17 protein-coding genes are annotated in these 22,459 nt (G+C 57.4%); 9 read left to right on the forward strand and 8 right to left on the reverse strand.

Translation table 11 applies throughout. The features are described from left to right. Nucleotides 1-39 precede the first annotated feature (39 nt). The gene (gene csrA, locus CJU81_RS11175; protein ID WP_016780419.1) at nucleotides 40-234 is read right to left on the reverse strand and encodes a carbon storage regulator CsrA; all 195 of its coding nucleotides are present in this window, start codon (nucleotides 232-234) and stop codon (nucleotides 40-42) included. 251 nt (nucleotides 235-485) lie between these two features. On the opposite strand from csrA, the gene CJU81_RS11180 reads away from it, so the two are divergent. Together CJU81_RS11180 and CJU81_RS11185 are read left to right on the forward strand one after the other, a co-directional pair. After that, a complete protein-coding gene (locus CJU81_RS11180) occupies nucleotides 486-842 on the forward strand; it encodes a hypothetical protein (RefSeq protein WP_095036641.1) in 357 nt (118 codons plus the stop codon). Nucleotides 843-964: 122 nt separating this feature from the next. Next, complete coding sequence (locus tag CJU81_RS11185) at nucleotides 965-1,585, forward strand: TetR/AcrR family transcriptional regulator (RefSeq protein WP_095028247.1); 621 nt, start codon at nucleotides 965-967, stop codon at nucleotides 1,583-1,585. 109 nt (nucleotides 1,586-1,694) lie between these two features. On the opposite strand, the gene preA is transcribed toward CJU81_RS11185, so the two are convergent. From preA to hydA, 3 genes are read right to left on the reverse strand one after another with little or no spacing between them, the layout of a single operon-like run. Then, nucleotides 1,695-2,969, reverse strand: coding sequence for an NAD-dependent dihydropyrimidine dehydrogenase subunit PreA (gene preA / locus CJU81_RS11190; RefSeq protein WP_095036642.1), 1,275 nt, complete (start codon nucleotides 2,967-2,969; stop codon nucleotides 1,695-1,697). Next, nucleotides 2,970-4,337: an NAD(P)-dependent oxidoreductase gene (locus tag CJU81_RS11195; RefSeq protein ID WP_095036643.1), complete on the reverse strand. Its 1,368-nt coding sequence runs from the start codon at nucleotides 4,335-4,337 to the stop codon at nucleotides 2,970-2,972. It lies immediately after the preceding gene. Nucleotides 4,338-4,395: 58 nt separating this feature from the next. Then, complete coding sequence (gene hydA, locus CJU81_RS11200; protein WP_095036644.1) at nucleotides 4,396-5,835, reverse strand: dihydropyrimidinase; 1,440 nt, start codon at nucleotides 5,833-5,835, stop codon at nucleotides 4,396-4,398. Nucleotides 5,836-6,446: 611 nt separating this feature from the next. Between hydA and CJU81_RS11205 the strand changes: the two genes are divergently transcribed. The 6 genes from CJU81_RS11205 (at nucleotide 6,447) to CJU81_RS11235 (ending at nucleotide 14,263) form a co-directional block, all read left to right on the forward strand. Next, nucleotides 6,447-7,934, forward strand: coding sequence for an NCS1 family nucleobase:cation symporter-1 (locus tag CJU81_RS11205; protein WP_095036645.1), 1,488 nt, complete (start codon nucleotides 6,447-6,449; stop codon nucleotides 7,932-7,934). A gap of 37 nt (nucleotides 7,935-7,971) precedes the next feature. Beyond that, nucleotides 7,972-9,243: a Zn-dependent hydrolase gene (locus tag CJU81_RS11210; RefSeq protein ID WP_095036646.1), complete on the forward strand. Its 1,272-nt coding sequence runs from the start codon at nucleotides 7,972-7,974 to the stop codon at nucleotides 9,241-9,243. A 1,272-nt stretch (nucleotides 9,244-10,515) separates the two neighbouring features. Continuing rightward, nucleotides 10,516-11,466, forward strand: a complete 951-nt coding sequence (locus CJU81_RS11220) for a cysteine synthase family protein (protein ID WP_095036648.1) — start codon at nucleotides 10,516-10,518, stop codon at nucleotides 11,464-11,466. Beyond that, nucleotides 11,463-12,029, forward strand: a complete 567-nt coding sequence (locus CJU81_RS11225; RefSeq protein WP_176464829.1) for a phosphoribosyltransferase family protein — start codon at nucleotides 11,463-11,465, stop codon at nucleotides 12,027-12,029. The genes CJU81_RS11220 and CJU81_RS11225 overlap by 4 nt, the downstream gene beginning before the upstream one ends. Nucleotides 12,030-12,098: 69 nt before the next feature. Further along, on the forward strand, nucleotides 12,099-13,013 hold the full coding sequence (locus tag CJU81_RS11230; protein ID WP_095036725.1) for a DMT family transporter: 915 nt from the start codon (nucleotides 12,099-12,101) through the stop codon (nucleotides 13,011-13,013). Then, nucleotides 13,010-14,263 (forward strand): ATP-grasp domain-containing protein, encoded by a 1,254-nt coding sequence (locus tag CJU81_RS11235; RefSeq protein WP_095036649.1) that lies wholly within the window; start codon nucleotides 13,010-13,012, stop codon nucleotides 14,261-14,263. Before CJU81_RS11230 ends, CJU81_RS11235 begins: the two co-directional genes overlap by 4 nt. 120 nt (nucleotides 14,264-14,383) lie before the next feature. On the opposite strand, the gene CJU81_RS11240 is transcribed toward CJU81_RS11235, so the two are convergent. The 3 genes from CJU81_RS11240 to CJU81_RS11250 are packed head-to-tail and all read right to left on the reverse strand — an operon-like array spanning nucleotide 14,384 to nucleotide 20,157. Beyond that, nucleotides 14,384-15,796, reverse strand: coding sequence for an efflux transporter outer membrane subunit (locus tag CJU81_RS11240; RefSeq protein WP_095036650.1), 1,413 nt, complete (start codon nucleotides 15,794-15,796; stop codon nucleotides 14,384-14,386). Next, nucleotides 15,780-16,946, reverse strand: a complete 1,167-nt coding sequence (locus CJU81_RS11245; RefSeq protein ID WP_095036651.1) for an efflux RND transporter periplasmic adaptor subunit — start codon at nucleotides 16,944-16,946, stop codon at nucleotides 15,780-15,782. The genes CJU81_RS11240 and CJU81_RS11245 overlap by 17 nt, the downstream gene beginning before the upstream one ends. Continuing rightward, the gene (locus CJU81_RS11250; protein WP_095036652.1) at nucleotides 16,936-20,157 is read right to left on the reverse strand and encodes an efflux RND transporter permease subunit; all 3,222 of its coding nucleotides are present in this window, start codon (nucleotides 20,155-20,157) and stop codon (nucleotides 16,936-16,938) included. Before CJU81_RS11250 ends, CJU81_RS11245 begins: the two co-directional genes overlap by 11 nt. 225 nt (nucleotides 20,158-20,382) lie before the next feature. On the opposite strand from CJU81_RS11250, the gene CJU81_RS11255 reads away from it, so the two are divergent. Beyond that, nucleotides 20,383-20,793: a PA0061/PA0062 family lipoprotein gene (locus CJU81_RS11255; RefSeq protein WP_095036653.1), complete on the forward strand. Its 411-nt coding sequence runs from the start codon at nucleotides 20,383-20,385 to the stop codon at nucleotides 20,791-20,793. A 172-nt stretch (nucleotides 20,794-20,965) separates the two neighbouring features. On the opposite strand, the gene mapR is transcribed toward CJU81_RS11255, so the two are convergent. Further along, entirely contained in the window at nucleotides 20,966-22,378 is a 1,413-nt protein-coding gene (gene mapR / locus CJU81_RS11260; protein WP_095036726.1) for a GntR family transcriptional regulator MpaR, read from the reverse strand. Between the last annotated feature and the right edge of the window lie 81 nt (nucleotides 22,379-22,459).

Raw genomic sequence — 22,459 nt, forward strand, 5'->3', positions numbered from 1 at the left:
CAGCCCTGACCTCAAGCCCGGGGCTGATGCCTCACAAGCTTATGGCTGTTCGTTCTTTTCAGGTGCATTCAAGCCAGCCTGGATGCGTTGGTAAATTTCTTCACGGTGAACCGCTACATCCTTCGGTGCATTGATGCCGATTCTGACCTGTTGTCCGCTGACACCTAAAATAGTGATCGTAATATCGTCACCGATGTTTATGCTTTCACCAACTTTGCGGGTGAGTATCAGCATTTTTTTCTCCTTGATGGCTTTGTAAGGCACGTCTCTGAGACGGTGCGGCTTCGGTCATGACTACAGAATACTGCTATGTACGTATTTTTGCGCCGCTCATTACAGACGACATGGCCAGAGGTTTAATTCCCTTTATGGGGAAAATTCTCGCGCATAAGCCTTAAATTGGGGCGCTTTGGATTTGTTCAAGGAGAGCAAGGCCGCTGCCCCAGTGATAAAATCTACCCATTCAAACAGACAGGGGAAACGCAGTGCGTATAGTCATCGTGATGACAGCTATTTTGGCCTTGACGGCTTGCGGTCAGGAGTCTAACGATAAAATCCAGCGGGCTAAAGCAGCTTCTGAAGCAACAATGGCCCAAGCCCCTGTTGCTCACTGGGCTCTGGAGATTACTGAAGGCCAGAGAGCGACCATTCCGGACACTACCGGCAGACTGCTTGACAACGGATTTACTCCTTACATTTTCGAGAGCGGCGGTGTTCAGCACTTCCTGATCGGGCCGTTTACCACCGAGGCTCAAGCACTTGAGGCCCAGCAAAAGATGAAACTCAAGCCCAAGCTGGACGGCATTGAAACCAACGTGATCGAGCTTCCCGCCGCGAAATAAACTGATACAGCGTCGGGTAATCGCCTAAGCGTAGCTGCCACAGGCGTTATTCGGCGCTTTGTGCAGGAAATATTTGCTCACTCGGCGCACATCAGAGCAGCACGACGGCAAGGGCAATAGCCATGAGCAATCACAAGATCGAAATTCGACGCAGCAATGTCGAAAAAATCCTTCTGGGGGCCGAAAGGGTATTTGCCGAAAAGGGCTTTGCCGGTACGGCGATGGCGGATATTGCGGCGCAAGTTCAATTGCCACGCTCCAACCTGCATTATTACTTCAGCACCAAGACTGATCTGTACAGCGCGGTATTGCTGGGGTTGCTGGAAGTGTGGAAGCAGGATGCGCTGTGTTTCGAGACCTATGACGATCCGCGTCTGGTATTGAGCAGTTACATCCGCGCCAAAATGAATCACTCACGCACCCGGCCCCATGGCTCGAAAGTATGGGCCAATGAAATGATTCACGGCGCGCCGACATTGGGCCTGGCGCTGGATGCCAGCCTGTATGACTGGGCCAAGATGAAGGAGGCGAAAATTCGCCAATGGGTTCAGGACAAACGAATTTTGCCTGTGGAGCCGTCCAGCCTGCTGTACATGATCTGGGCTTCAACCCAGCATTACGCTGACTTTGACCATCAAGTGATGATCATCAACGATCACCAGCCGTTGTCCGATATCCAGTTTGAGCGTGCGGTGCAAACCGTCACCAGCGTGATCCTGCGCGGGATCGGGCTGGAGCCCTGAACGCCTGGTTCGTAGTCGCTGCCGAGGCACGAAGGCTGCGAGCTCTTGTCTTGCTGCCACTCGAACAAAGGCTCGCAGCCTTCGTGCCTCGGCAGCGACTACGGGCTAACTACGAAGCCACGCAATACGGATTACGCGGGTCATGGTTCCAGTCCAGAAATGGCAGTCCATTGTTGTGCGGCACCATTTCTATACAGTCCTGCACCGGGCAGGTGATCTGGCACAGGTTGCATCCCACGCATTCATCGTCGATCACTTCGTAACGGTGTGTCCCGTCAGCCTGTTTCAAACTGGCGATGGCCTGGTGTGAGGTGTCTTCACAGGCAATATGGCAACGGCCGCAGCCTATGCAGGTCTGCTGGTCGATTTTGGCGATAACCTGATAGTTGATATCGAGATATTTCCAGTCAGTGGTATTGCCTACAGCCCGGCCCGAGAAATCATCCAGGCTGGTATAGCCCTGACTGTCCATCCAGCGCGACAAACCATCCTTCATCTCGTCCACAATCCGAAACCCGTGGAGCATCGCTGCGGTGCACACCTGAACGGCCCCACAGCCGAGCGCGATAAATTCTGCAGCATCGCGCCAACTGCCTACACCACCGATACCGCATATGGGCAGACCTTTGGTCAAAGGGTCGCGGGCAATTTCAGCCACCATATTCAGCGCAATCGGCTTGACTGCCGAGCCGCAATAGCCGCCATGAGTGCTTTGGCTGCCGACCATCGGTAATGCCACCATGCGCTCAAGGTCGACGCTGGTGATCGAGTTGATGGTGTTGATCAATGACACCGCATCGGCCCCGCCACGATGGGCCGCCCGGGCACTGAGGCGAACATCGGTGATATTGGGCGTCAGCTTGACGATCACCGGCAATGAACAGTAGGTCTTGCACCAGCGTGTGACCATTTCCACGTACTCGGGCACCTGACCCACTGCCGCGCCCATGCCGCGTTCGGGCATGCCGTGGGGGCAACCGAAGTTCAGTTCGATGCCATCGGCACCCGTGGCCTCCACCAGTGGCAGGATATATTTCCAGGACTCTTCTTCGCAGGGCACCATCAGCGACACGATAAGGGCTCGATCCGGCCAGTCCTTCTTGACCTGGGTGATCTCGCGCAAGTTGATTTCAAGGGAGCGATCGGTAATCAGCTCGATATTGTTGATGCCCATAACCTCGCGGTTGGGTCCGTAGTGCGCCGAGTAACGCGAAGACACGTTGACCGCGGCCGGGTCTTCGCCCAGGGTTTTCCAGACCACGCCGCCCCAGCCCGCCTCATAGGCGCGTACTACGTTGTAGGCCTTGTCGGTGGGGGGCGCAGAGGCGAGCCAGAACGGGTTAGGTGCCTTGATACCGGCGAAGACAATCGAAAGATCGGCCATTTACGCAGCCTCCTGATCAAGCATGAGTTGGGCATGCATGGCTTCTGCGGCCAGCTTGCCGTGTTGTACGGCCTGTACGGTCAGGTCTTGCCCCAGGGATGTGCAGTCGCCCCCGGCATAGACCCCGGGAATACTGGTGCGCAGGTGTTCGTCGACTTCGATGCGATCGCCCGCGCGCTTGAGTGTTTGCGCCAGCGGATCGCTCAGGGCTGTGTCATCAAAGGCCTGGCCGATGGCCTTGAACACCGCGTCTGCGGCCAGCTCGAAAGTTTCACCGGTGGTCAGCAGGCGCCCGTCTTCCAGGCGCGTACGGGCAAAGCGCATGCCGCGCACCTTGCCTGTGTTGTCCAGCAACACGTCCTGTGGCTGTGCCCAGGTCATCAGCCGCACCTGATTGGCCTTGGCAATCTCCTGCTCGTGCCCGGTGGCGCCCATGTCCTCAAGCCCGCGGCGATACACCAGGTTCACTTCCCGGGCGCCCAGCCGCGCCATTTGCACGGCCATGTCGATCGCGGTATTGCCCGCACCCAACACAATGCAACGTTCTGCCAGGGGTAATTGGGTCAGGTCGTCGCTTTGGCGCAATTCGCGGATGTAGTCAGTGGCGGCCAGAAGACCTGGCGCGTCTTCGTGGGGCAGGCCCAACTGGCGGCTCGCCGCCAGCCCCAGACCGAGGAACACCGAATCGAATTGGGCATGCAGTTCGCTCAGGCTCAGGTTGTCGCCCAGGCGCTGGCCGTGACGCACCTCGATGCCGCCGACCTGCAGCACGAAATCCACTTCGCGCTGGGCAAAATCGTCCACCAGTTTGTATTTGGCAATCCCGTACTCATTGAGCCCGCCGGATTTTTCCCGGGCTTCGAATATCACAACTTCATGGCCGTGCAGCGCCAGGCGATGGGCACACGCCAGGCCGGCGGGCCCTGCACCGACCACGGCGATGCGTTTGCCGGTGGGCGCGGCGCGCTTGAAGGGGTGTTCGCTGAACTGTGCGTGGTCCACGGCATAACGCTGTAACAAACCGATCAGCACCGGCGCGCACTCTTGCGTGTTGTTGCGCACGCAGGCTTGCTGGCACAGCACTTCGGTGGGGCATACGCGGGCACAACTGCCACCGAGGATATTGGCCGAGAGAATTTTCTGGGCTGCACCCTGGACGTTTTCCTGCTGAATATTGCGAATAAACGACGGGATATCGATGTCGCTGGGGCAGGCGTTGACGCATGGCGCGTCGTAGCAATACAGGCAGCGTGAGCTTTCCAGTACGGCCTGGCGAGCGCTGAGGGGAGGGGCCAGATCGGTAAAGTGGCTGGCCAGCACCTGCGCATTTTCGTGCGGATGCGGTAAATGATTCAGGGACTTGATCACGGTGTTTGCCTCACGGTTGAGGGGATCGTTCTGCCTCTGTCGGGCAGTGGACTGATACTTAGCGTTTAACGGCCACTGGCTGCTGATGCTCGGCGCGTTTTTTCAACAAGTCGAACACGGCGGGGTAGGCCGGACGTTCGATATAGCGCCCGGCGCCGCGTTCGGCCCGCAGATCGCCATCGACCCACACCAGGCGACCCTGGCTAATGGTATGGCTGGGCACGCCGCGCACGGTCTTGCCTTCAAAGATATTGAAATCGACATTTTGATGGTGAGTCTTGGCCGAAATGGTACGTGTGCCCAAAGGGTCCCACAGCACTAGGTCGGCATCGGCACCCACCCGGATCGTGCCTTTGCGCGGGTAGATATTGAAAATTTTTGCGGTGTTGGTGGAGGTCAGCGCCACAAACTCCTGCATCGACAGGCGCCCGGTGTTCACACCCTCATCCCACAGCAACGCCATGCGGTCTTCAATGCCTGCCGTGCCGTTGGGGATCTTGCTGAAATCATCGCGCCCGGCGGCCTTTTGCTCGGCGCAAAAGCAGCAATGGTCGGTGGCGGTAGTGTGCAGGTTGCCGGATTGCAGGCCGTGCCACAGTGCTTCCTGATGCCCGCGAGGGCGGAACGGCGGGCTCATCACATAGCCCGCGGCCGTTTGCCAGTCGGGGTGCTGGTACACGCTGTCATCCAGCAGCAAATGCCCGGCCAGTACCTCGCCATATACCGGTTGGCCCTGACTGCGGGCGTAGGTGATTTCGTCGAGTGCTTCACGGGTCGAAACATGCACCAGGTACAGCGGCGTACCGATGGTCTGGGCAATGCGGATCGCCCGGCTGGCGGCTTCGCCCTCCACCTGGGAGGGGCGTGACAGCGGATGGGCTTCCGGCCCTGTCATGCCCTGAGCCATTAGTTTGCGTTGCAGGTGGTACACCAGTTCGCCGTTTTCGGCATGCACCGTGGGCACTGCGCCCAGCTCCAGGCAACGCTCGAAGCTGGCCACCAGGGTGTCGTCTGCGGCCATGATCGCGTTCTTGTACGCCATGAAATGCTTGAAGCTGTTGATGCCGTGCTGGCTGACCAGTTCGGCCATTTCTTCACGCACCTGTTCGCTCCACCAGGTGATTGCGACATGAAATCCATAGTCTGCTGCCGACTTTTCGGCCCAGCCGCGCCACTGATGAAACGCCTCCAGCAGGGACTGCTGCGGGTTGGGAATGACAAAGTCGATAATCGACGTAGTGCCGCCAGCCAGACCGGCTGCAGTACCACTGAAGAAGTCTTCGCTGGCGACGGTGCCCATAAATGGCAATTGCATATGAGTGTGGGGATCGATACCACCGGGCATCAAATACTGGCCGCTGCCATCAAGGACTTCGCAGTCTGAAGGAACATCAAGATCAGTACCAATTGCGCGGATTAGACCGTCAGCGCAATAAACATCCGCACAATAACTTTCATCATGGGTCACAAGCGTAGCGCCACGGATTAACAGCGACATACGGAGTTCCTCGCAGGCTGACCGGCTAGAGCCGGCTCTAAGTGTTGTTATTAAAATTAGTGGGAAGTTTGCATTCCTGCCACTGGTGACAGGAATAAAATCTAGAGGGTTGTTGAAGAATGATCAAACTTTATTTTTTATGATGATATTTAAATATAACTAACTGATTTATAACGTTATTTAATTTAAATCACCAAAATGATGCACGATCTCACCATTTTGACGCACTTGACAGGATTCAAATATAAGCGAAGTTTCTTATGCAAAATCAGGCGGTTGAGGAAGCGAGTCAGGGCAGGTGAGTCGATTAAGTTAATAAGCACGCACCGAAGTGTTTCGTTTGGCGATATAAAATTAAACGATAGCGGGCGTAAACAGGAATGAGAGTCATTTGAATAAGGGCGTGAAACGGTTTTAAAGCAGCGAGTTGCAAGTAATACAAGGCGGTGTGTGCAGGCGGGGCAAGTAACACGGCACAGTTCTTGATTGTTGCTGCCATGACCGTACGGGCCGAGATAGACAAGTAAGTGTCCAGGCATGGGAGCGCACTGTGTCCCTACACAGCGCCAGGCCGTTTAACCAAGAGCACCACAACAAGAGAGTGATCGAATATGCAACCGAGCAGATCCAAAGTCACCGAACGTAACGGTTTGTACGAACTGGATGCCGGGCCTGAAGTCCTCGATAGCCCCCGGTACAACCCCGACATCGCCCCCACCAAAGTTCATGAACGCACCTGGAACAAGTGGCATATCACCGCCTTGTGGGTCGGCATGTCCATTTGCGTGCCCACTTACACGTTGGGCGGGGTGCTGACTGCGTATTTCGGGCTGTCGGTTGGCGAGGCGCTGCTGGCGATTTTGCTGGCGAATATCGTCGTGTTGATCCCGTTGACCCTCAATGCCTTTGCGGGCACCAAATACGGCATTCCCTTTCCGGTACTACTGCGTTCTTCTTTCGGCATTATCGGCTCCAACGTACCGTGCCTGATCCGTGCCCTGGTGGCTTGCGGCTGGTTCGGTATCCAGACGTTATTTGGCGGGCTGGCGATTCACCTGTTTCTGGGCTCAGTGTTCGAGGGCTGGAAAAGCCTTGGCGGCACAGGGGAAGTCATCGGCTTCATGATTTTCTGGGCGCTGAACCTGTGGGTCGTGTTACGCGGTGCCGAGTCGATCAAGTGGCTGGAAACCTTGTCTGCGCCCTTGCTGGTACTGGTCGGCCTGGGCCTGCTGGTGTGGGCACTGCCCAACGTGTCGATGAGTGAACTGCTGGCCCAACCGCCCAAGCGCCCTGAAGGTGCCAGTGTGTATGGCTACTTCTTTGCCGGCCTGACTGCGATGGTCGGTTTTTGGGCAACATTGTCACTGAATATTCCGGACTTCAGCCGTTACGCAAAAAGCCAGAAGGACCAGATTCAGGGGCAGATTTTTGGCCTGCCGCTGACCATGTTCCTGTTCGCTGCCCTGGGCGTGGTGATGACAGCCGCGTCGGAAAAACTGGTAGGCGTTACCGTGTCCGACCCGGTGAGTCTGATCGGCCATATTCAGAGCCCGGGTTGGGTGGCACTGGCAATGGCGCTGATCATCATCGCCACGCTGTCGACCAACACGGCGGCCAATATTGTGTCGCCCACCAATGACTTCCAGAACATCGCCCCCAAGCTGATCAACCGCACCACGGCGGTGATATTGACCGGCCTGGTGGGCCTGGCGCTGATGGCCCATGAACTGCTGAAAAAGCTCGGTTTGCTGGTCTCGGACGTGAGCCTGGAAACGGTGTACTCCAACTGGCTACTGGGTTACTCCAGCCTGCTGGGGCCGATTGCCGGGATTATGGTGGTCGATTATTTCGTGATCCGTCAGCAAAAACTCGACCTTGCAGGACTCTACCGCGACGGTGTGTACCCGGCCTGGAACTGGAACGGCTTTATCGCCTTTGGCGTACCTGTGGCGCTGACGTTGCTGTCGTTGGGCAGCAGTGCCTTCAGTTGGTTTTATGACTTCGGCTGGTTTACCGGGTCGTTGCTCGGGGCCGTGATTTATTACGGGTTGTATCGCCTGAGCAGTCAGCAGGCAGAAACCGTCAAAGGTACGGTTTGAAGCGCCTTCTTATAAAAAACTGGATGAGGAATACATCATGAACGCCGCACACGACCTTCAGCAGCAACGCGGGCAGTTGATCAACGGCGAGCGCCTGTGGGCCTCGTTAATGGAGCTGGCTCAGCTTGGTGCCACGGTAAAGGGCGGCGTATGCCGCCTGGCCCTGACCGACCTAGACCGCCAGGCCCGAGACATTTTTGTACGCTGGTGTGAAGACGCCGGTTGCACCGTCAGCGTGGATGCCGTGGGCAATATCTTTGCCCGCCGCCCTGGGCGCAATCCCGACTTGCCGCCGGTGATGACCGGCAGCCATATCGACACCCAGCCCACCGGCGGCAAGTTCGACGGTTGCTTTGGCGTGCTGGCCGGGGTTGAAGTGTTGCGCACCCTCAACGATCTCAATATCGAGACCGAAGCGCCACTGGAAGTAGTGGTGTGGACCAACGAAGAGGGTTCACGCTTTGCGCCGTGCATGATGGGTTCCGGCGTTTTTGCAGACAAATTCACGCTGGAAGAAACCCTGGCCAAAACTGATGCCCAAGGCGTGACCGTGGGTGAGGCCCTGAATGCGATTGGCTATGCCGGCAGCCGCAAGGTCAGCGGCCATCCGGTGGGGGCCTATTTTGAAGCCCACATCGAGCAGGGGCCGATCCTGGAGGACGAGCGCAAAACCATCGGCGTAGTCCTTGGCGCCCTGGGGCAGAAATGGTTCGACCTCAACCTGCGCGGTGTCGAAGCCCATGCCGGGCCGACCCCCATGCACCTGCGCAAGGATGCATTGGTTGGCGCGGCGGCGGTGGTTGCGGCCGTCAACCAGGCTGCTTTAGGCCATCAACCCCACGCCTGCGGCACGGTGGGTTGCCTGCAGGCTTATCCGGGCTCGCGCAACGTAATCCCGGGTGAGGTGCGCATGACCCTGGACTTCCGGCATTTGCTGCCCGAGCGGCTGGACTCGATGATTGAACAGGTACGCGGGGTCATTGAAGCCACCTGCAAACAGCATGGCCTGAGTTTTGAACTGACCCCCACAGCAGACTTTCCACCGTTGTACTTCAACCCTGATTGCGTCAATGCCGTGCGCGATGCGGCCAATGAACTGGGCTTGTCGAACATGGATATCGTCAGCGGGGCAGGTCACGACGCCATCTTCCTTGCTGAGCTGGGCCCGGCGGGAATGATATTTGTGCCCTGCGAAGGCGGCATCAGCCACAACGAAATCGAAAACGCCGACCCCAAGGATCTGGCGGCGGGATGTGCCGTGCTGCTAAAGGCGATGTTGGCGGCTTCAAAAACCGTAAGTAATCGCTGAGGAGCGAAGCGAGGCTGCGATGGGGTGCAATGCACAACCCTGTGCTTTGGTCATAACGAAGGGCCTGTGGCAGCGGCTACAGGTTCACCCCCGCATCACGCTCTCACCTGTAGCAGTTGCCGAGTAGAACGAGGCTAGGTGCGGTTTGGTGCGCCACTGCGACGCAGCAGTCGTAAAACCGGACACAACGCTCGTTCAGATAAACCCCGGGCTCAGGTTTTACGGTCGCTACGCAATCGGACACAGTCTCGCTCCGCTCGTCAGTGCTACAAAGATTGCGTCGCACACACTTGCGCCAACAGGTCGGCCAGTTGGCCGCCTCGGAGGATATTGATCTGCTTTTGATCTTGATCTACCTGCCCCATCGGGAGGCCGAGAGGAGGTTCTGCGCAGTGGGCCTCCCGGCATGGATGCCGGGAGAGCCGCGATGGGCCATGGATGGCCCGTGGCGGCGTGCCCACTGAGCGGGACCGCAAGGAGGGAACCTGAGCGCAGCGAAGGCCGTACGCCAGGGGCAAGGCCTTTTTGGTTCCTTTTGTGGCTGTTTGACAAAAGGGACTCGCCGTAAGGGCGAAACCATAATTTCATTCAAGCGCGAATGCTGGATATGTACTCGAGTTAACTGTTTTCCTGTAGCCGTTGACGAGTAGAACGAGGTTACGTCCGGTTGCGCAGCGGCCGTGAAGCCCGGGTGTAGGGTCTAGCTGGCACACCGCAGGTGTCTGCTCTTACGACTGCTGCGTCGCAGTGGCGCACCAAACCGCACGCAGCCTCGCTCCGCGAGTATCTACAGAAACACTGCAACTGTGGGAGCGAGCCTGCTCGCGAAGGTCGTTCGCGAGCAGGCTCGCTCCCACAATAAGGCTTGACCTGCAACAGAGTATTTACAAAGAGCCCATGACCGACAACAGCGTATTTACAGGTTTTGTGCTGACTGATCCCGGACGCCCTGCAACCACCTAAAAGGGAGTGGTGAAAGCCGCTCCCAATTCCTTGTCGACCTATGTGATCTGCCCATAAAACTGCATATGTGTTGCATGATGTTTCTTTTTGCCTAATCTGATCGGCTGCTTTGTATTTGATCTTTTCGAGATAACAAGGGTTTAGAGTCTTCCTAAGACATATCTGTAGGTCGGTGTAGGGGTTTTCTATATATATTTTATTGATGTAATTGTTGAGTGCGGATATCTTTAATTTCAGTAAATTATTTTAGATGTGGAGATTGCTTTATTCGGTATTTGGAATATCGAGATCTAGGTAGTGGAGGTGTGTGTGAATCTGGAAGATATTGGGAATACGCCCTTAGTTGAATTGACGAAAATTGCCTGTAATGGAGGAAGGTTGTTTTCCAAATGTGAGTACATGAACCCCTCTGGTAGCCACAAAGATCGAACCTATTTAAATATTATTTCTTCATTGGAGCGCGAGGGTGTTATTCGGAAAGGGATGACATTGGTTGATTGTTCCACTGGGAATGGTGGTGCAGCGCTCGCGTGGATTGGTAGGAAAACAGGCTATGCCGTGAAGATATTCATGCCGGAGGGTATGACGCAAGAACGAAAAGATCAAATTGCACTTTATGGTGCGCAAGTGATTGAAACACCGCGAGAGAATTTTTTGGAAGGAGCCGTTGATGCGGCGAAGGCATATGTTAAAAACAAAAACTCTAAAGAGGTCTTTTTTTTAGATCAGTCGAGCACATTGCTTAATAAATTGGCATGGCGCGCATGTGGAGAAGAAATCGTCAGAGAACTCAATAGTGTTGGTGTTGTACCTGATTATTTTGTGTGTTCCTTAGGTACTGGAGGAACATTTACGGGCATTGCCGAAGTGTTGAAACAATGCTATGGGGATATCAAAACAGTTGGTATTGAAGTAAATCGTTCGGCACCATTGTATGCAGCCAGGCAAGGGCTGGAATTTGAGCATCGTCCTCACAATCTCATGGGCCTGGGAGCCGGTGTATTGTCGGTTAATACTAGGTCTGAATTGATTGATGACGTTGTGGTCGTGGACGGTGATGCGGCCTGGAACAGAATGAGATCGTTTGTATCTGAAAGTGGTTATGGTGTTGGGCCAACGTGTGGAGCCAATTTGTTAGTGTGTGAGAAAATAGCACGTGAGACAAGTGGTTTGAATATGCTCACACTTTTTTTTGATAGTGCATGGAAATACAAAAGTCGTTGGGATGGTATTTATCCGGAGTATGCGGAGGTCAAATGATGCTGCTTAGAGAAGTATACGAAAGTGCAAAGGTTGTGAGCGTGGGGGCGACACGAATCACTGTGAATGAATTCACGGACCAGTTGCCTGCATTAAGACCGGAAGTGCTTCTCGAAGCAGCTCGCGGTGTTATTAAGGTAATGGACTGGCAAGTTGATAAAATTGTGACGGAGGAAGATAAGGGGGCGCCGCTGGCAACAGCAGTTTCCATCTTGACTGGTATTCCAATGGCTATGGCTCGATGGTACACGTACAGTCTTGATGCAGTGAGTGAAATATGCGTGGATCTGCAGTCGGAATATTATCAGGGGAAGCTTTATCTCAATGGTGTAGCTGCGGGTGATAGAGTCATAATCATCGATGATACGCTGAGTACGGGTGGGGCAATTAATTCATTGGTGGAGGCTGTGCGACGTAGTGGCGGCGAAGTGGTTGATATAGTCTGTGCAATAGAGAAAATACAAGGTAATGGGCGGAAACACGTTTTTGATCAGACCGGTATGATTGTTAAATCTTTAGTGAGGATCACGCTAAGCGACACAGAAGTGATGGTGTTGGACTGATCAGGTAGTGGCTGTGTGTCTTGATTTTAGTTAATTGTATGTCTAATGCTCATTGTGGAAAAGGCACTTATGAAACCGGAGAAGTTGGGTGTGGCATTAGGCTTGTTATTTTGTTTTATCAGTGCCGCCTTTGATGTTTATGTCGCGTTTATGACACAGACCTTCGATACAAAAGTGGTTATTTTCTATTGTTTCACTTCGTCGGCTGCACTTTTCTGGATGTACTGCCTGTGGGGCGACAGGTACAGACTGGTGCGCAAGATCAAGCAAGACTGGCCCCTGGTGGTATGGGTCAATGTGTCGGTTTTGTTGAATTGGGGCGGGCTGTTTTATGCCCTGCGATTTCTGGAGCCAGCGGTAGTAGGGGTTGCTTCAGTGGCCTGCGGCCCGGCTTTGACTTTGCTGGTGTCGAGCTTCGTAAAAGGAGCTGGCAAGGCCAATGCTTTGGAAACCCTGATTGCAGGCTTGGTGTTGCTTTCGGTTGTCATCATGCTGTTTCAGTCTTTTATCGGGGAAAGTGGTGTTTCTTCGACTTCTATAGAGCAGAGACTTGTCGGTATTGTCAGTGTGGTGCTGTGTGCATTGGGCACGGTGTTTTATACGATTGTTTCCAAAAAAATGTTTTCCTGTCACTGGAAAACTTTTGAGATTCTGGCTGTCAGGAACACCCTGATGGTAGTTGTTTGCAGCCTGTATATCAGTATCAGTGATGCATCATTCATTATCGCCAGCCAGTGGCTTTTACCGTTGACTGTACTGGTTGTTGTCGGTCATCTGCTGCCTGTTTATCTGATTCAAAAAACAATCCTTTATCTCAGTCCGATGGCGGTGGCGTTCGTATTGTTGACGCTGCCGGTGTTTACCTTGTTGCTCCAATATATGGATTCGCGGGTGGAGTTTTCGATACCGAGCATTCTTGCGGTCAGCCTTATTGTGGCACTGCTGGCTTGGCTTGCTATTTCAAAAAAGCGAGGTTTGACATGATCAGGGTCGTCATAGTTGACGGTTTCTCGTCGGGTAAATGGCTGGCAAAAAAAATGCACGATGATGGCTGCGTTTTATTGCATGTCGCCTCCAGCCCTGCAATCGATGGTTACTACTACGTCGGGTTTGACTCGGGCCTGTACCAACGCTCAATCGAGCATACGGATATAGCGTGCACGTTGGAGGCGCTCAGGTATTTCGGGCCCGATGTTATTGTCGCGGGTGCTGAAAGCGGGGTTCTGTTGGCTGATCTGCTGAATGAACAGCTAGGGCTGGATTACGCCAACGACTTTGTCCGTACTCGGGCGCGCAGAAATAAATTCCATATGATCAAGTGCATCACAGATGCCGGTTTAGCCGCGCCGGCGCAATGCGCAGTCGATACATGGAACAGCGCCAGAAGCTGGGTGATTGCCCATGGCCAATTCCCGGTAGTCGTAAAACCATTGGAAAGCGCAGGGGCAGACGGGGTTTTCATTTGCCATGATCTTGACGCGTGTGAGCGTGCATTCTTGGGGGTGCTGGGTACGCGAAACAAGTTGAATCTTGAGAACAGCCAGGTGCTGCTTCAGGAGTATTTGGCGGGTACTGAGTATGTCGTCAATATGGTGTCCTTGAATGGGCAACAGTTGGTCACAGAGGTGGTGAGATACACCAAGCGTGTGCTGGAAACGGGCAGCATCGTATATGACATCGATCAACTGCTTGCTTGCACCGACGCTCCCTATGCCGAGTTGGTGGCCTATACCCGCAAGGTGGTCAGGTGCCTGGGTATCCGCAATGGCCCCAGCCATGCCGAGGTCATGTACACCGAGCACGGGCCAAAACTGGTGGAGATTGCAGCACGTACCGACGGGATTCTCAGGCCTGGTGTCTCGGCCCTGACCACCGGGCTGGGACAAATCGATGCGTGCGCACTGTCCATCACCCGGCCCTTTGAGTTTGAGCAGTTATTGGCCAGCAATCAGGACTATGTCCTCTCCAGGCACACTTACAATGTGTGCCTGATCAATCGTTCGGAAGGTGTTTTCTGCACCGGGGCATTTGAGCAGCAACTGCGCAGCCTGGCGTCTTTTTTCGAGGTGGTGTTTTACGTCGAAAATGGACGGCGAATAGCGCCTACCCAGGACGTATTCAGTCAGCCGGGCACTGTTTATCTGGCTCATGCCGATCTGGCACAGGTCGAAGCTGATTACGTTCGCATCCGCGAGATGGAAGAGGCCGGGATTTACCTGCAATCAAAGAATTAATACACCCCTGCAGTCCTGGTGGGAGCCGGGTTTGTCTGGGGGGCATCTACACGATCAGCACCAGAGACAGCGCTGCCTGCTTCGCGAGCAGGCTCGCTCCCACAAAGGCAGGGGAAGGCTTCAGCCCTGCCAGCCACCCCCCAACGCCGTCAACAACCCCACGCTGGCCTGTAACTGCCGGGTATGCAACGCCTGCACCTGGCGCTGGGCCTGCAGGGCGGCGGTTTGAGCGGTGACCACGTCCAGGTAGCTCACCGCGCCGGCCTCATAGCTGTTGGTGGCAATCGCCCGGGTGTGTTCGGCCGCGTTGGCCGCGGCCTGTTCATCGAGGCTTTCCTGCTGCAGGTCGCGCAGTTGGGCGAGGTTGTCTTCTACTTCACGCACCGCCTGCAGCACCTGGCTGCGGTAGTGGGCCGAGGCTTCGGCAAATTCGGCCTTTGCCTGGCGTTCCTGCCCATCCAGCCTGCCACCGTCAAAAATCGGCAGGTTGACCAACGGCCCCAATGCCCAGAACCGATTACCGGCAGACAGCAAGTTGCCGCTGCCCTGGGTTTGCCCGCCAAGCAGGCCGGTCAGGCTGAAGTCCGGGTACCAGGCGGCCTTGGCCACGCCGATCCCGGCATTGGCGGCAAACACCCGACGCTCGGCCGCAGCGATGTCCGGGCGCCGCTGCAGCAGGGTGCTGGGCAGGGTTCGCGGCTGATCCGGCAGGTTTAACGTCTGGGTGTTGGCCGCCAGCTGGAAGTCGCTGGCAGGCTCGCCCACCAGTTCACCTATGGCGTGTTCGGTCAGGTTGCGCTGGGCGCGGACGTCATCCAGTTGCGCCTCGGCTTCGGCCAGCTGGCTCTGGGCGCGGGTCAGGTCGAGTTCGGAGGCGATCTGCCCTTGATAGCGCGAGCGGGTCAATGCCAGGGCCTGGCCGTAATCATCCAGCGAACGGGACAGGATCTGCTGCTGCGCATCCAGCCCGTCAAGTTGCACATACAAACTGGCAAGCTGGCGTTGCAGGCTCAGTCGGGCCACGGCCAGGTCATCCGCCGAGGCCTGGGCCTGCGCATCACCCGCTGCAACCTGATTGCGGATTTTACCCCACAGATCGAGGTCGAAATTCAACGCAAATCCCGCCGTATTGCTGTTGTAGATCGAAGGTTGAGTACTGCCGCGTAAGGGGCGGTTGTCTGATTGACGCTGGCGCAACGGCTGACCACTGGCGGTAATTTGTGGAAAGAGCCCGGCATGCAACTGGCTGGCATACGCCTGCGCCGCATCAAAGTGGGCCAGCGCGGCGGCCAGATCCGGGTTGGCACTGAGCAACTGCTGTTGCAGGCTGTTCAGGCGCTCATCCTGGTATACCCGCCACCACTGCGTTGACAGCTGGTCGGCCGGTTGCGCGCTGTGCCACGGGCCGTCGCTGCTTTGCTCGCGGTAGTGTGCGGGCAGCTGCAGGTCGGGTGCCTTGTAGGTCGGCGCCAGCGAGCAACCCTGCAACGCCAGGGCCAGTAACAGGGCGCTGCGTTTAAGCCTTGGCTGCATGGGGGGCTCCTGCGTCGGCAAGCTTGACCGAATCGCCTTCGCGCAAGGCATCGGGCGGGTTGTCAATAACCGTGTCGGTGGCCGTCAGGCCTTGATCGATCACCAGCCGCTCGCCCAGATCAAGGCCGATATGGATCGTTTGCAGATGCACATGCCGGGCATTGTCGAGCACTGCCACCTGAGTGCCCTGGGCACGGAAGATCAGGGCGCTGGCCGGGATGCTGACGCCGTGGGTGTCGGCCGGGATTGACAGCACTGCCTCGGCATAGTCGCCGGGCATCAGGGCGTCGCCAGGGTTGAGGGCGACAAACTGGGCCATCAGGGTGCCTGAGCGCTGATCAATGGCAGTCGAGTTGCCGATCAGTTTTGCGTTGAACGTCTGTCCCGGATGCTCCGGCACACTGAGCTGCACCTGCATGCCGGGGCGGATCACGCTGGCGTAGTTCTGCGGCACCGGCACATAAAGGCGTAGCTGGTGAGTATCGGCAAGGTCAAACAACTCGGTATCGCTGTCGGTGTCGGCCTTGATCAACTGGCCAATGTCCGTGTTGCGCGCGGTGATGGTGCCAGCAAAAGGTGCGCGAATGGTCTTGTAGGCTTCGAGTGTCGACAGTCGTGCGTAATCTGCCTCTGCGGCTTGGGCATTGGCCTTGGCTGCAGCAGCATTGGAGCTTTTTTCATCGGCTTCCTGACGCGACACCGAATGGCTGGCCAGCAGGTTTTGCCAGCGCGTGGCAGTAGTGGCCGCGAGCCGGGCGTTGGCTTGTTCCTGCAGCATATGGGCGCGGGTTTGCGCCAGTTGTTGATCCAGATCGGGGCTGTCGATCACCGCCAGCACCTGCCCGGCCTTGACCTTGCTGCCAATGTCGGTTTGCCAGCTTTGCAGGTAGCCATTGACCCGGGCATGGATCGGCGCCTTGCTCCAGGCCTCCAGATGCGCGGGCAGGCGCAGGGTATCGCCATGGGCGTTATGGATCGGCTGGAACACGCTGACCACCGGCAGCGCTGCCGCTTCAGTCCATTGACTCACTGCGTGCTCGTGGCGACTGCGGGCGGCAAGGCCGTTGGCGACCAGCAGGGCCGCCAGCGTCAGGCCACCGATGCCCAGGTACATCAAGCGCTTGCGCGAGGGTTTTTGATCAGACGACATGGGACGTTTCTCCAGCAGCAGCGCGTTTTTTTTCACGGCCGTGCACCAGGCTAAAGACCACGGGCACGAACAGCAGGGTGGCAACGGTAGCCAGCATCAGACCGCCTATAACGGCGCGTCCGAGGGGGGCGTTCTGTTCTTCCGACAAGGCCAGCGGGAGCATGCCGATCATCATCGCCAGTGCGGTCATACACACCGGTCTGAAGCGCGTGTAGCCGGCTTCGAGTGCCGCCTTGAGGGCGTCGCCATGCTCGGCCAGGCGCTCGCGACAGAAGCTCACCACCAGGATCGAGTTGGCCGTGGCCACACCCATACATAGAATGGCTCCGGTCAAGGCGGGCACAGACAGCGAGGTGCCACTGAGGAAGAGCATCCACACAATTCCGGCCAGGGCTGCGGGCAGGGCGGTGATGATCACGAACGGATCGACCCACGACTGGAAGTTGACCACGATCAGCAGGTAGATCAGCACCACCGCACCGAGCAAGCCGAAGCTCAGGCCACTGAAGGCCTCATGCAGGGCATCGATCTGGCCATGCAGGCTGATGATCGCGCCTTTGGGCCGCAGGTCGGCTGCGCCATCAATCACCTTTTGCACATCGGCCGCCACCGAGCCCAGATCGCGGCCTTGAATATTGGCATACAGGTCCAGCGTCGGCTGGATGTTGTAGTGGCTGACCACGGCCGGGCTTTCGACGCGGGTGATGGTCGCCAGCCCGCCCAGGATCTGTGACTGGCCGTTGCTGCCGGTCACGGGCAGGGCTTCAAGGGCCGGCAGGCTGTCCAGGCGGTATTGCGGCGTTGCGGCCACCACACCATAAGACACACCGTTCTGCGGGTTGAGCCAGAAGGTCGGTGCCACCTGGGAGCTGCCCGCCAGGGACGCCACCATGCTGTTGGTGACATCACGCTCGGTAATCCCCAGGCCATTGGCGCGCAGGCGATCGACCTTGACCTGTAAAGACGGGTAACCCACCGACTGCTGAATCCGCAGATCGGCTATGCCGGGCACATGCTGCAGGCGCCGTTGCAGTTCCAGGGCATAGGCGCGGTTGGCCTCGTCGTCATGCCCGGAAATCTTCACGTCCAGCGGTGCCGGGGCACCGAAGTTGAGGATCTGGGTGCTGATATCTGCAGGCATAAAGGCAAACTGGCTGCCGGGAAAACTCTCGGGCAGGGCTTCTCGCAAGCGTTTTACATAGTCGGCCGTGGGGCTGTGACCCTCTTTAAGCGTGACCTGAATATCGCCGTCCTGCGGGCCGATAGTGCCGCTGCTGCTGTAGGCCATGTCGATACCGCTCAACGGAATGCCGATATTGTCGATCACCGTGTCCAGTTGGTCGGCGGGGATGATTTCGCGGATACGTGATTCGATGCGATCAAAGTCCGCAGCGCTTTCTTCGATGCGCGTGCCCAGCGGCAAGCGTACGTGCAGGGCCAGGGCCCCGGCATCGGTGGCCGGGAAAAAGTCCTGGCCCAGGCTTGGCAGCAAGGCAAAGGAGGCCAGTACACAGGCCATAAAGCCCAGCAGAAAGCGTTTGCGGTTGGCCAGGGCCAGCTCCAGTACAGCGTAGTAAGTGTCCCGTACAGCCGAGAACCGGCGCTCGAAACCCGCCTGAAAATTCAGCAGTGCCCGCACTGGTGGCGAGTGCTGGCGGGTGTGCTGATCACCCTCGTGATGGTTGATGTAGCCGTCTTCCGGGTGATGCCCGGCCCCTTGCTCCGGTACATGTGGCTTGAGCAGAAACAGCGCCAGGGTCGGCACCAGAGTGCGCGACAGAATAAACGAGCTGCCCATGGCGAAAATCACCGACAGCGCCATCGGCCGGAACAGGTAGCCGGCAATGCCCTGCAACATGAACATGGGCACAAACACGATGCAGATACACAGCAGCGATACGAAGGCGGGGCCGACAATCTGCTTGGCGCCGTCGAGAATCGCGTCGCGCACCGACTTGCCTTGCTCAAGATGCCAGTTGATGTTTTCGATGGTGACCGTGGCATCGTCCACGAGAATCCCCACTGCCAGCGCGAGCCCGCCGAGGGTCATGACATTGAGGGTTTGCCCGCTCAGGGCCAGCAGGGCGATGGCTGACAGCACGGCCAGCGGGATCGACACGGCAATGATCAGGGTTGAACGCCAGCTGCCGAGAAACAGCAGAATCATTGCGCTGGTCAGCAGGGCAGCAATGATGCCTTCCTGGGCCACGCTGCCCACCGACTGCTTGACGAACACCGAGGCGTCGCCCAGCAATGAGGTTTTCAGTGACGGCGGCAAGGTTTCATTGATGCGCGGCAGCATTGCGCGAATGCCGTCGACGATCGACAGGGTAGAGATGTTGCCGTTCTTCAGCGCCGGCATCAGCACCGCCCGATGGCCGTCGACGCGCACGATATTGGTTTGCGGCGGCGAGCCGTCACGTACGTGGGCCACCTGGCCGATGGTGATCAGCGCACCATTGACGGTCTTGATTGGCAGGTCATTGAGTTCGTCGATGGCCTTGGGGCTGTTGTTGAGCAACACCGTGTATTCATAGGTACCGAGTTTGGCGGTGCCCACCGGGATGATCTGATTTTGCGCTGCCAGGGCATTACCCACGTCCTGAGCCGACAGACCTTTGGCTGCCAGGGCCTGGGGGTCCAGGTCGAGGGTGATCTGGCGTTGCTTGCCGCCCATCGGGGTGGGCATGGCCAGGCCGGGCAGGGCGCTGAGGGGCAGGCGGATGTTGTTCTGCACCAGGTCGCGAATTTTTGCTTCCGAAAGTGTCGGACTGGAGAACGCCAGTTGCAGGATCGGCACCGTCGAGGCGCTGTAATTAAGGATCAGCGGCGGGGTAATGCCCGGTGGCATCTGCTTGAGTACGGTCTGTGACACGGCGGTCACTTGCGCGTTGGCGGTACGAATATCGACGCCTGGCTGAAAGAAAATTTTCACGATGCCCATGCCCGGCAGTGACTGCGACTCGATATGTTCGATGTCGTTGACCGTGGTGCTCAGCGAGCGTTCGTAGGTGTAGATCACCCGGCCGGCCATGTCCGCCGGGGCCAGGCCGGTGTACTGCCACACCACGGCGACTACCGGAATGCCAATGTCAGGGAATACATCAGTGGGGGTGCGCACAGCGGCGAGCGGCCCGATGATGCAGATGAAAATCGCCAGCACGATAAACGTGTACGGCTTGTGCAGTGCGGTCTTTACCAGCCCGAGCATGCCAGAACCTCCGAGGAGTGGGATTGCAAACCTCGGCAGTCTCACCGGTCAAACCTAACGATCACCTTTCAGCAACGTGAAGGATCCTTTAGGAAAGGGCTGAAATTCCCTTCATTTTCATTCATTTGGCCGCAGGCCCGATGAGCGCCAAGCTTGAGACCTATTCGACGGGCCGGCTTTGTCCCCTGTCGTACTTTTTGCATTTCTCTGTGAGGCGTACTTGCGATGACTCTTAAACCGCTGTTGCTGATTCCGTCCCTGAGCCTGGTGCTGTTGCTGTCGGCCTGTGCCGGGCCCATGCCCAAGCAGGACCCGGGCGAAGCCTGGATCGGTCTGAAAGAAGAGGGCAACAGTGACCTGATGGCCGAGCGTGTAGATGGCAAAAACATCAACGATGGCCGCTACTTTGAAGTCACTCCCGGCGCCCACCGCCTGGACGTGACCTTGTTTGAAGGCGCGACGGGTGATGAAAACCAGGTGGATTGCCAGGGCAAGGTCAACTACAGCGGGTTCAAGGCTGGTGAGCATTACGAGCTGATCGAGTCGAGCCTGGGGCCTGAGGTGAGCGCAAGGCTGGTGGATGGCCATGGTAAGGAAGTGGCGCATACGGCGGATTTCAACTGTATGCCGGGGTGAGATTGCGATCCCTGTAGTCGCTGCCGAGGAACGCAGGCTGCGATCGCGTGGTGCGGCACTCGGACGAAGCTGTCGTGAATCATGCACCTCGGTGGATCAGGTACATTGATGAGTCAGGTTTTGCGGGCTTTGCCCGATCGCAGCCTGCGTTCCTCGGCAGCGACTACAGATATCAACTGAGCGATTTGACGATCTTGCCCAGCGTCTCCATGGCCTTTTCGCAGGCAGCGTCCCACGGGCTGCCATAGTTCAGGCGGATGCAGTTGCGAAAGCGCTGGGTGGCCGAGAAGATCGGCCCCGGTGCGATGCTGATGCCTTGCGCCAACGCCATCTGGAACAGCTTGAGTGAGTCCATCTGCTCGGGCAGTTCCAGCCACAGGAAGTAGCCGCCAGACGGCTGGCTGACCCGTGTCTGGGCCGGGAAGTAGCGGGCAATGGCTGCCAGCATCGCGCTCTGCTGTTCTTCGAGGGCATAGCGCAATTTGCGCAGGTGACGGTCGTAGCCACCGTGCTGCAAGTAATCGGCAATCGCGGCCTGAGCCGGCATGGAGGCGCAGAGCGAAGTCATCAGTTTCAATCGCTCGATTTTCTGCGCGTAACGCCCCGCAGCCACCCAGCCAATGCGATAGCCGGGCGCCAGACTTTTGGCAAACGAGCCGCAATGCATCACCAATCCTTCGGTATCAAACGCCTTGGCCGGTTTGGGCGGATGCTGGCCGTAATACAGTTCGGCGTACACATCGTCTTCAATCAGTGGCACCTGATGTGTGCGCAGCAGTTCGACCAACGTCTGTTTCTTGGCCTCGGGCATGGTCGCGCCAATCGGGTTCTGGAAGCTGGTCATGCACCACACGGCCTTGATCGGGTGGCGCTCGAGGGTTTGCGCCAGTACGCCGAGATCGATGCCGTCACGCGGGTGGACCGGGATTTCCACGGCCTTGAGCTTGAGCCGTTCCAGCACTTGCAGGCAGGCGTAGAACGCCGGGGCTTCGATGGCCACAAGGTCGCCAGGCTCGGTCACGGCCTGCAGGCACAGGTTCAGGGCTTCGAGTGCGCCATTGGTGATCAGCAGTTCTTCCATGGGCAGCATCAGCCCGCCAACCATGTAGCGCAGGGCGATTTGCCGGCGCAATTGCGGGTTGCCGGGGGACATGTCGGTCACCACCATGCGCGGGTCCATTTCCCTGCTGGCGGTGGCCATCGACCGTGCCAGGCGCTGCAGCGGGAACAGCATCGGGCTGGGGAAGGCCGAGCCGAAGGGCACGGTGTGCGGATCCTTGATCGAGTCCAGCACCGAAAACACCAGGGCGCTGACATCCACTTGGGTGGACTCGGTAACGTGGCTGCTGAACACCGGCTCGCAAAACGGACTGGGTGCATGGGTATTGACGAAGTAGCCCGAGCGCGGCTTGGCCCGGATCAGGCCGCGGCGCTCCAGCAGGTAATAGGCCTGAAACACTGTCGAGGGGCTGACGCCGTAAGTCTGGCTGGCATAGCGCACCGAAGGCACGCGCTGACCGGGGCCGAGCACCCCGGAGCGGATCAGTTCAGCAATATCGTCGGCAAATTTTTCGTAGCGTTTCATGGGATAAGGCTCGGTCCGGCGTTGGATTACTGGCGGGGCAATGGTGTGGGAGCGGGCTTGCTCGCGATGGCCTGACTGCGA

The organism is Pseudomonas fragi (assembly GCF_002269505.1).
Classification (GTDB): domain Bacteria; phylum Pseudomonadota; class Gammaproteobacteria; order Pseudomonadales; family Pseudomonadaceae; genus Aquipseudomonas; species Aquipseudomonas fragi_D.

What these genes read in the sequence shown, in the direction of transcription:
- CJU81_RS11250 (WP_095036652.1), bottom strand. Translation starts at nt 20,157, where the DNA reads ATGCTCGGGCTGGTAAAGACCGCACTGCACAAGCCGTACACGTTTATC.
- CJU81_RS11245 (WP_095036651.1), bottom strand. Translation starts at nt 16,946, where the DNA reads ATGTCGTCTGATCAAAAACCCTCGCGCAAGCGCTTGATGTACCTGGGC.
- CJU81_RS11205 (WP_095036645.1), top strand. Translation starts at nt 6,447, where the DNA reads ATGCAACCGAGCAGATCCAAAGTCACCGAACGTAACGGTTTGTACGAA.
- CJU81_RS11230 (WP_095036725.1), top strand. Translation starts at nt 12,099, where the DNA reads ATGAAACCGGAGAAGTTGGGTGTGGCATTAGGCTTGTTATTTTGTTTT.
- CJU81_RS11235 (WP_095036649.1), top strand. Translation starts at nt 13,010, where the DNA reads ATGATCAGGGTCGTCATAGTTGACGGTTTCTCGTCGGGTAAATGGCTG.
- CJU81_RS11255 (WP_095036653.1), top strand. Translation starts at nt 20,383, where the DNA reads ATGACTCTTAAACCGCTGTTGCTGATTCCGTCCCTGAGCCTGGTGCTG.
- hydA (WP_095036644.1), bottom strand. Translation starts at nt 5,835, where the DNA reads ATGTCGCTGTTAATCCGTGGCGCTACGCTTGTGACCCATGATGAAAGT.
- CJU81_RS11240 (WP_095036650.1), bottom strand. Translation starts at nt 15,796, where the DNA reads ATGCAGCCAAGGCTTAAACGCAGCGCCCTGTTACTGGCCCTGGCGTTG.
- CJU81_RS11210 (WP_095036646.1), top strand. Translation starts at nt 7,972, where the DNA reads ATGAACGCCGCACACGACCTTCAGCAGCAACGCGGGCAGTTGATCAAC.
- csrA (WP_016780419.1), bottom strand. Translation starts at nt 234, where the DNA reads ATGCTGATACTCACCCGCAAAGTTGGTGAAAGCATAAACATCGGTGAC.
- mapR (WP_095036726.1), bottom strand. Translation starts at nt 22,378, where the DNA reads ATGAAACGCTACGAAAAATTTGCCGACGATATTGCTGAACTGATCCGC.
- CJU81_RS11225 (WP_176464829.1), top strand. Translation starts at nt 11,463, where the DNA reads ATGATGCTGCTTAGAGAAGTATACGAAAGTGCAAAGGTTGTGAGCGTG.
- CJU81_RS11185 (WP_095028247.1), top strand. Translation starts at nt 965, where the DNA reads ATGAGCAATCACAAGATCGAAATTCGACGCAGCAATGTCGAAAAAATC.
- preA (WP_095036642.1), bottom strand. Translation starts at nt 2,969, where the DNA reads ATGGCCGATCTTTCGATTGTCTTCGCCGGTATCAAGGCACCTAACCCG.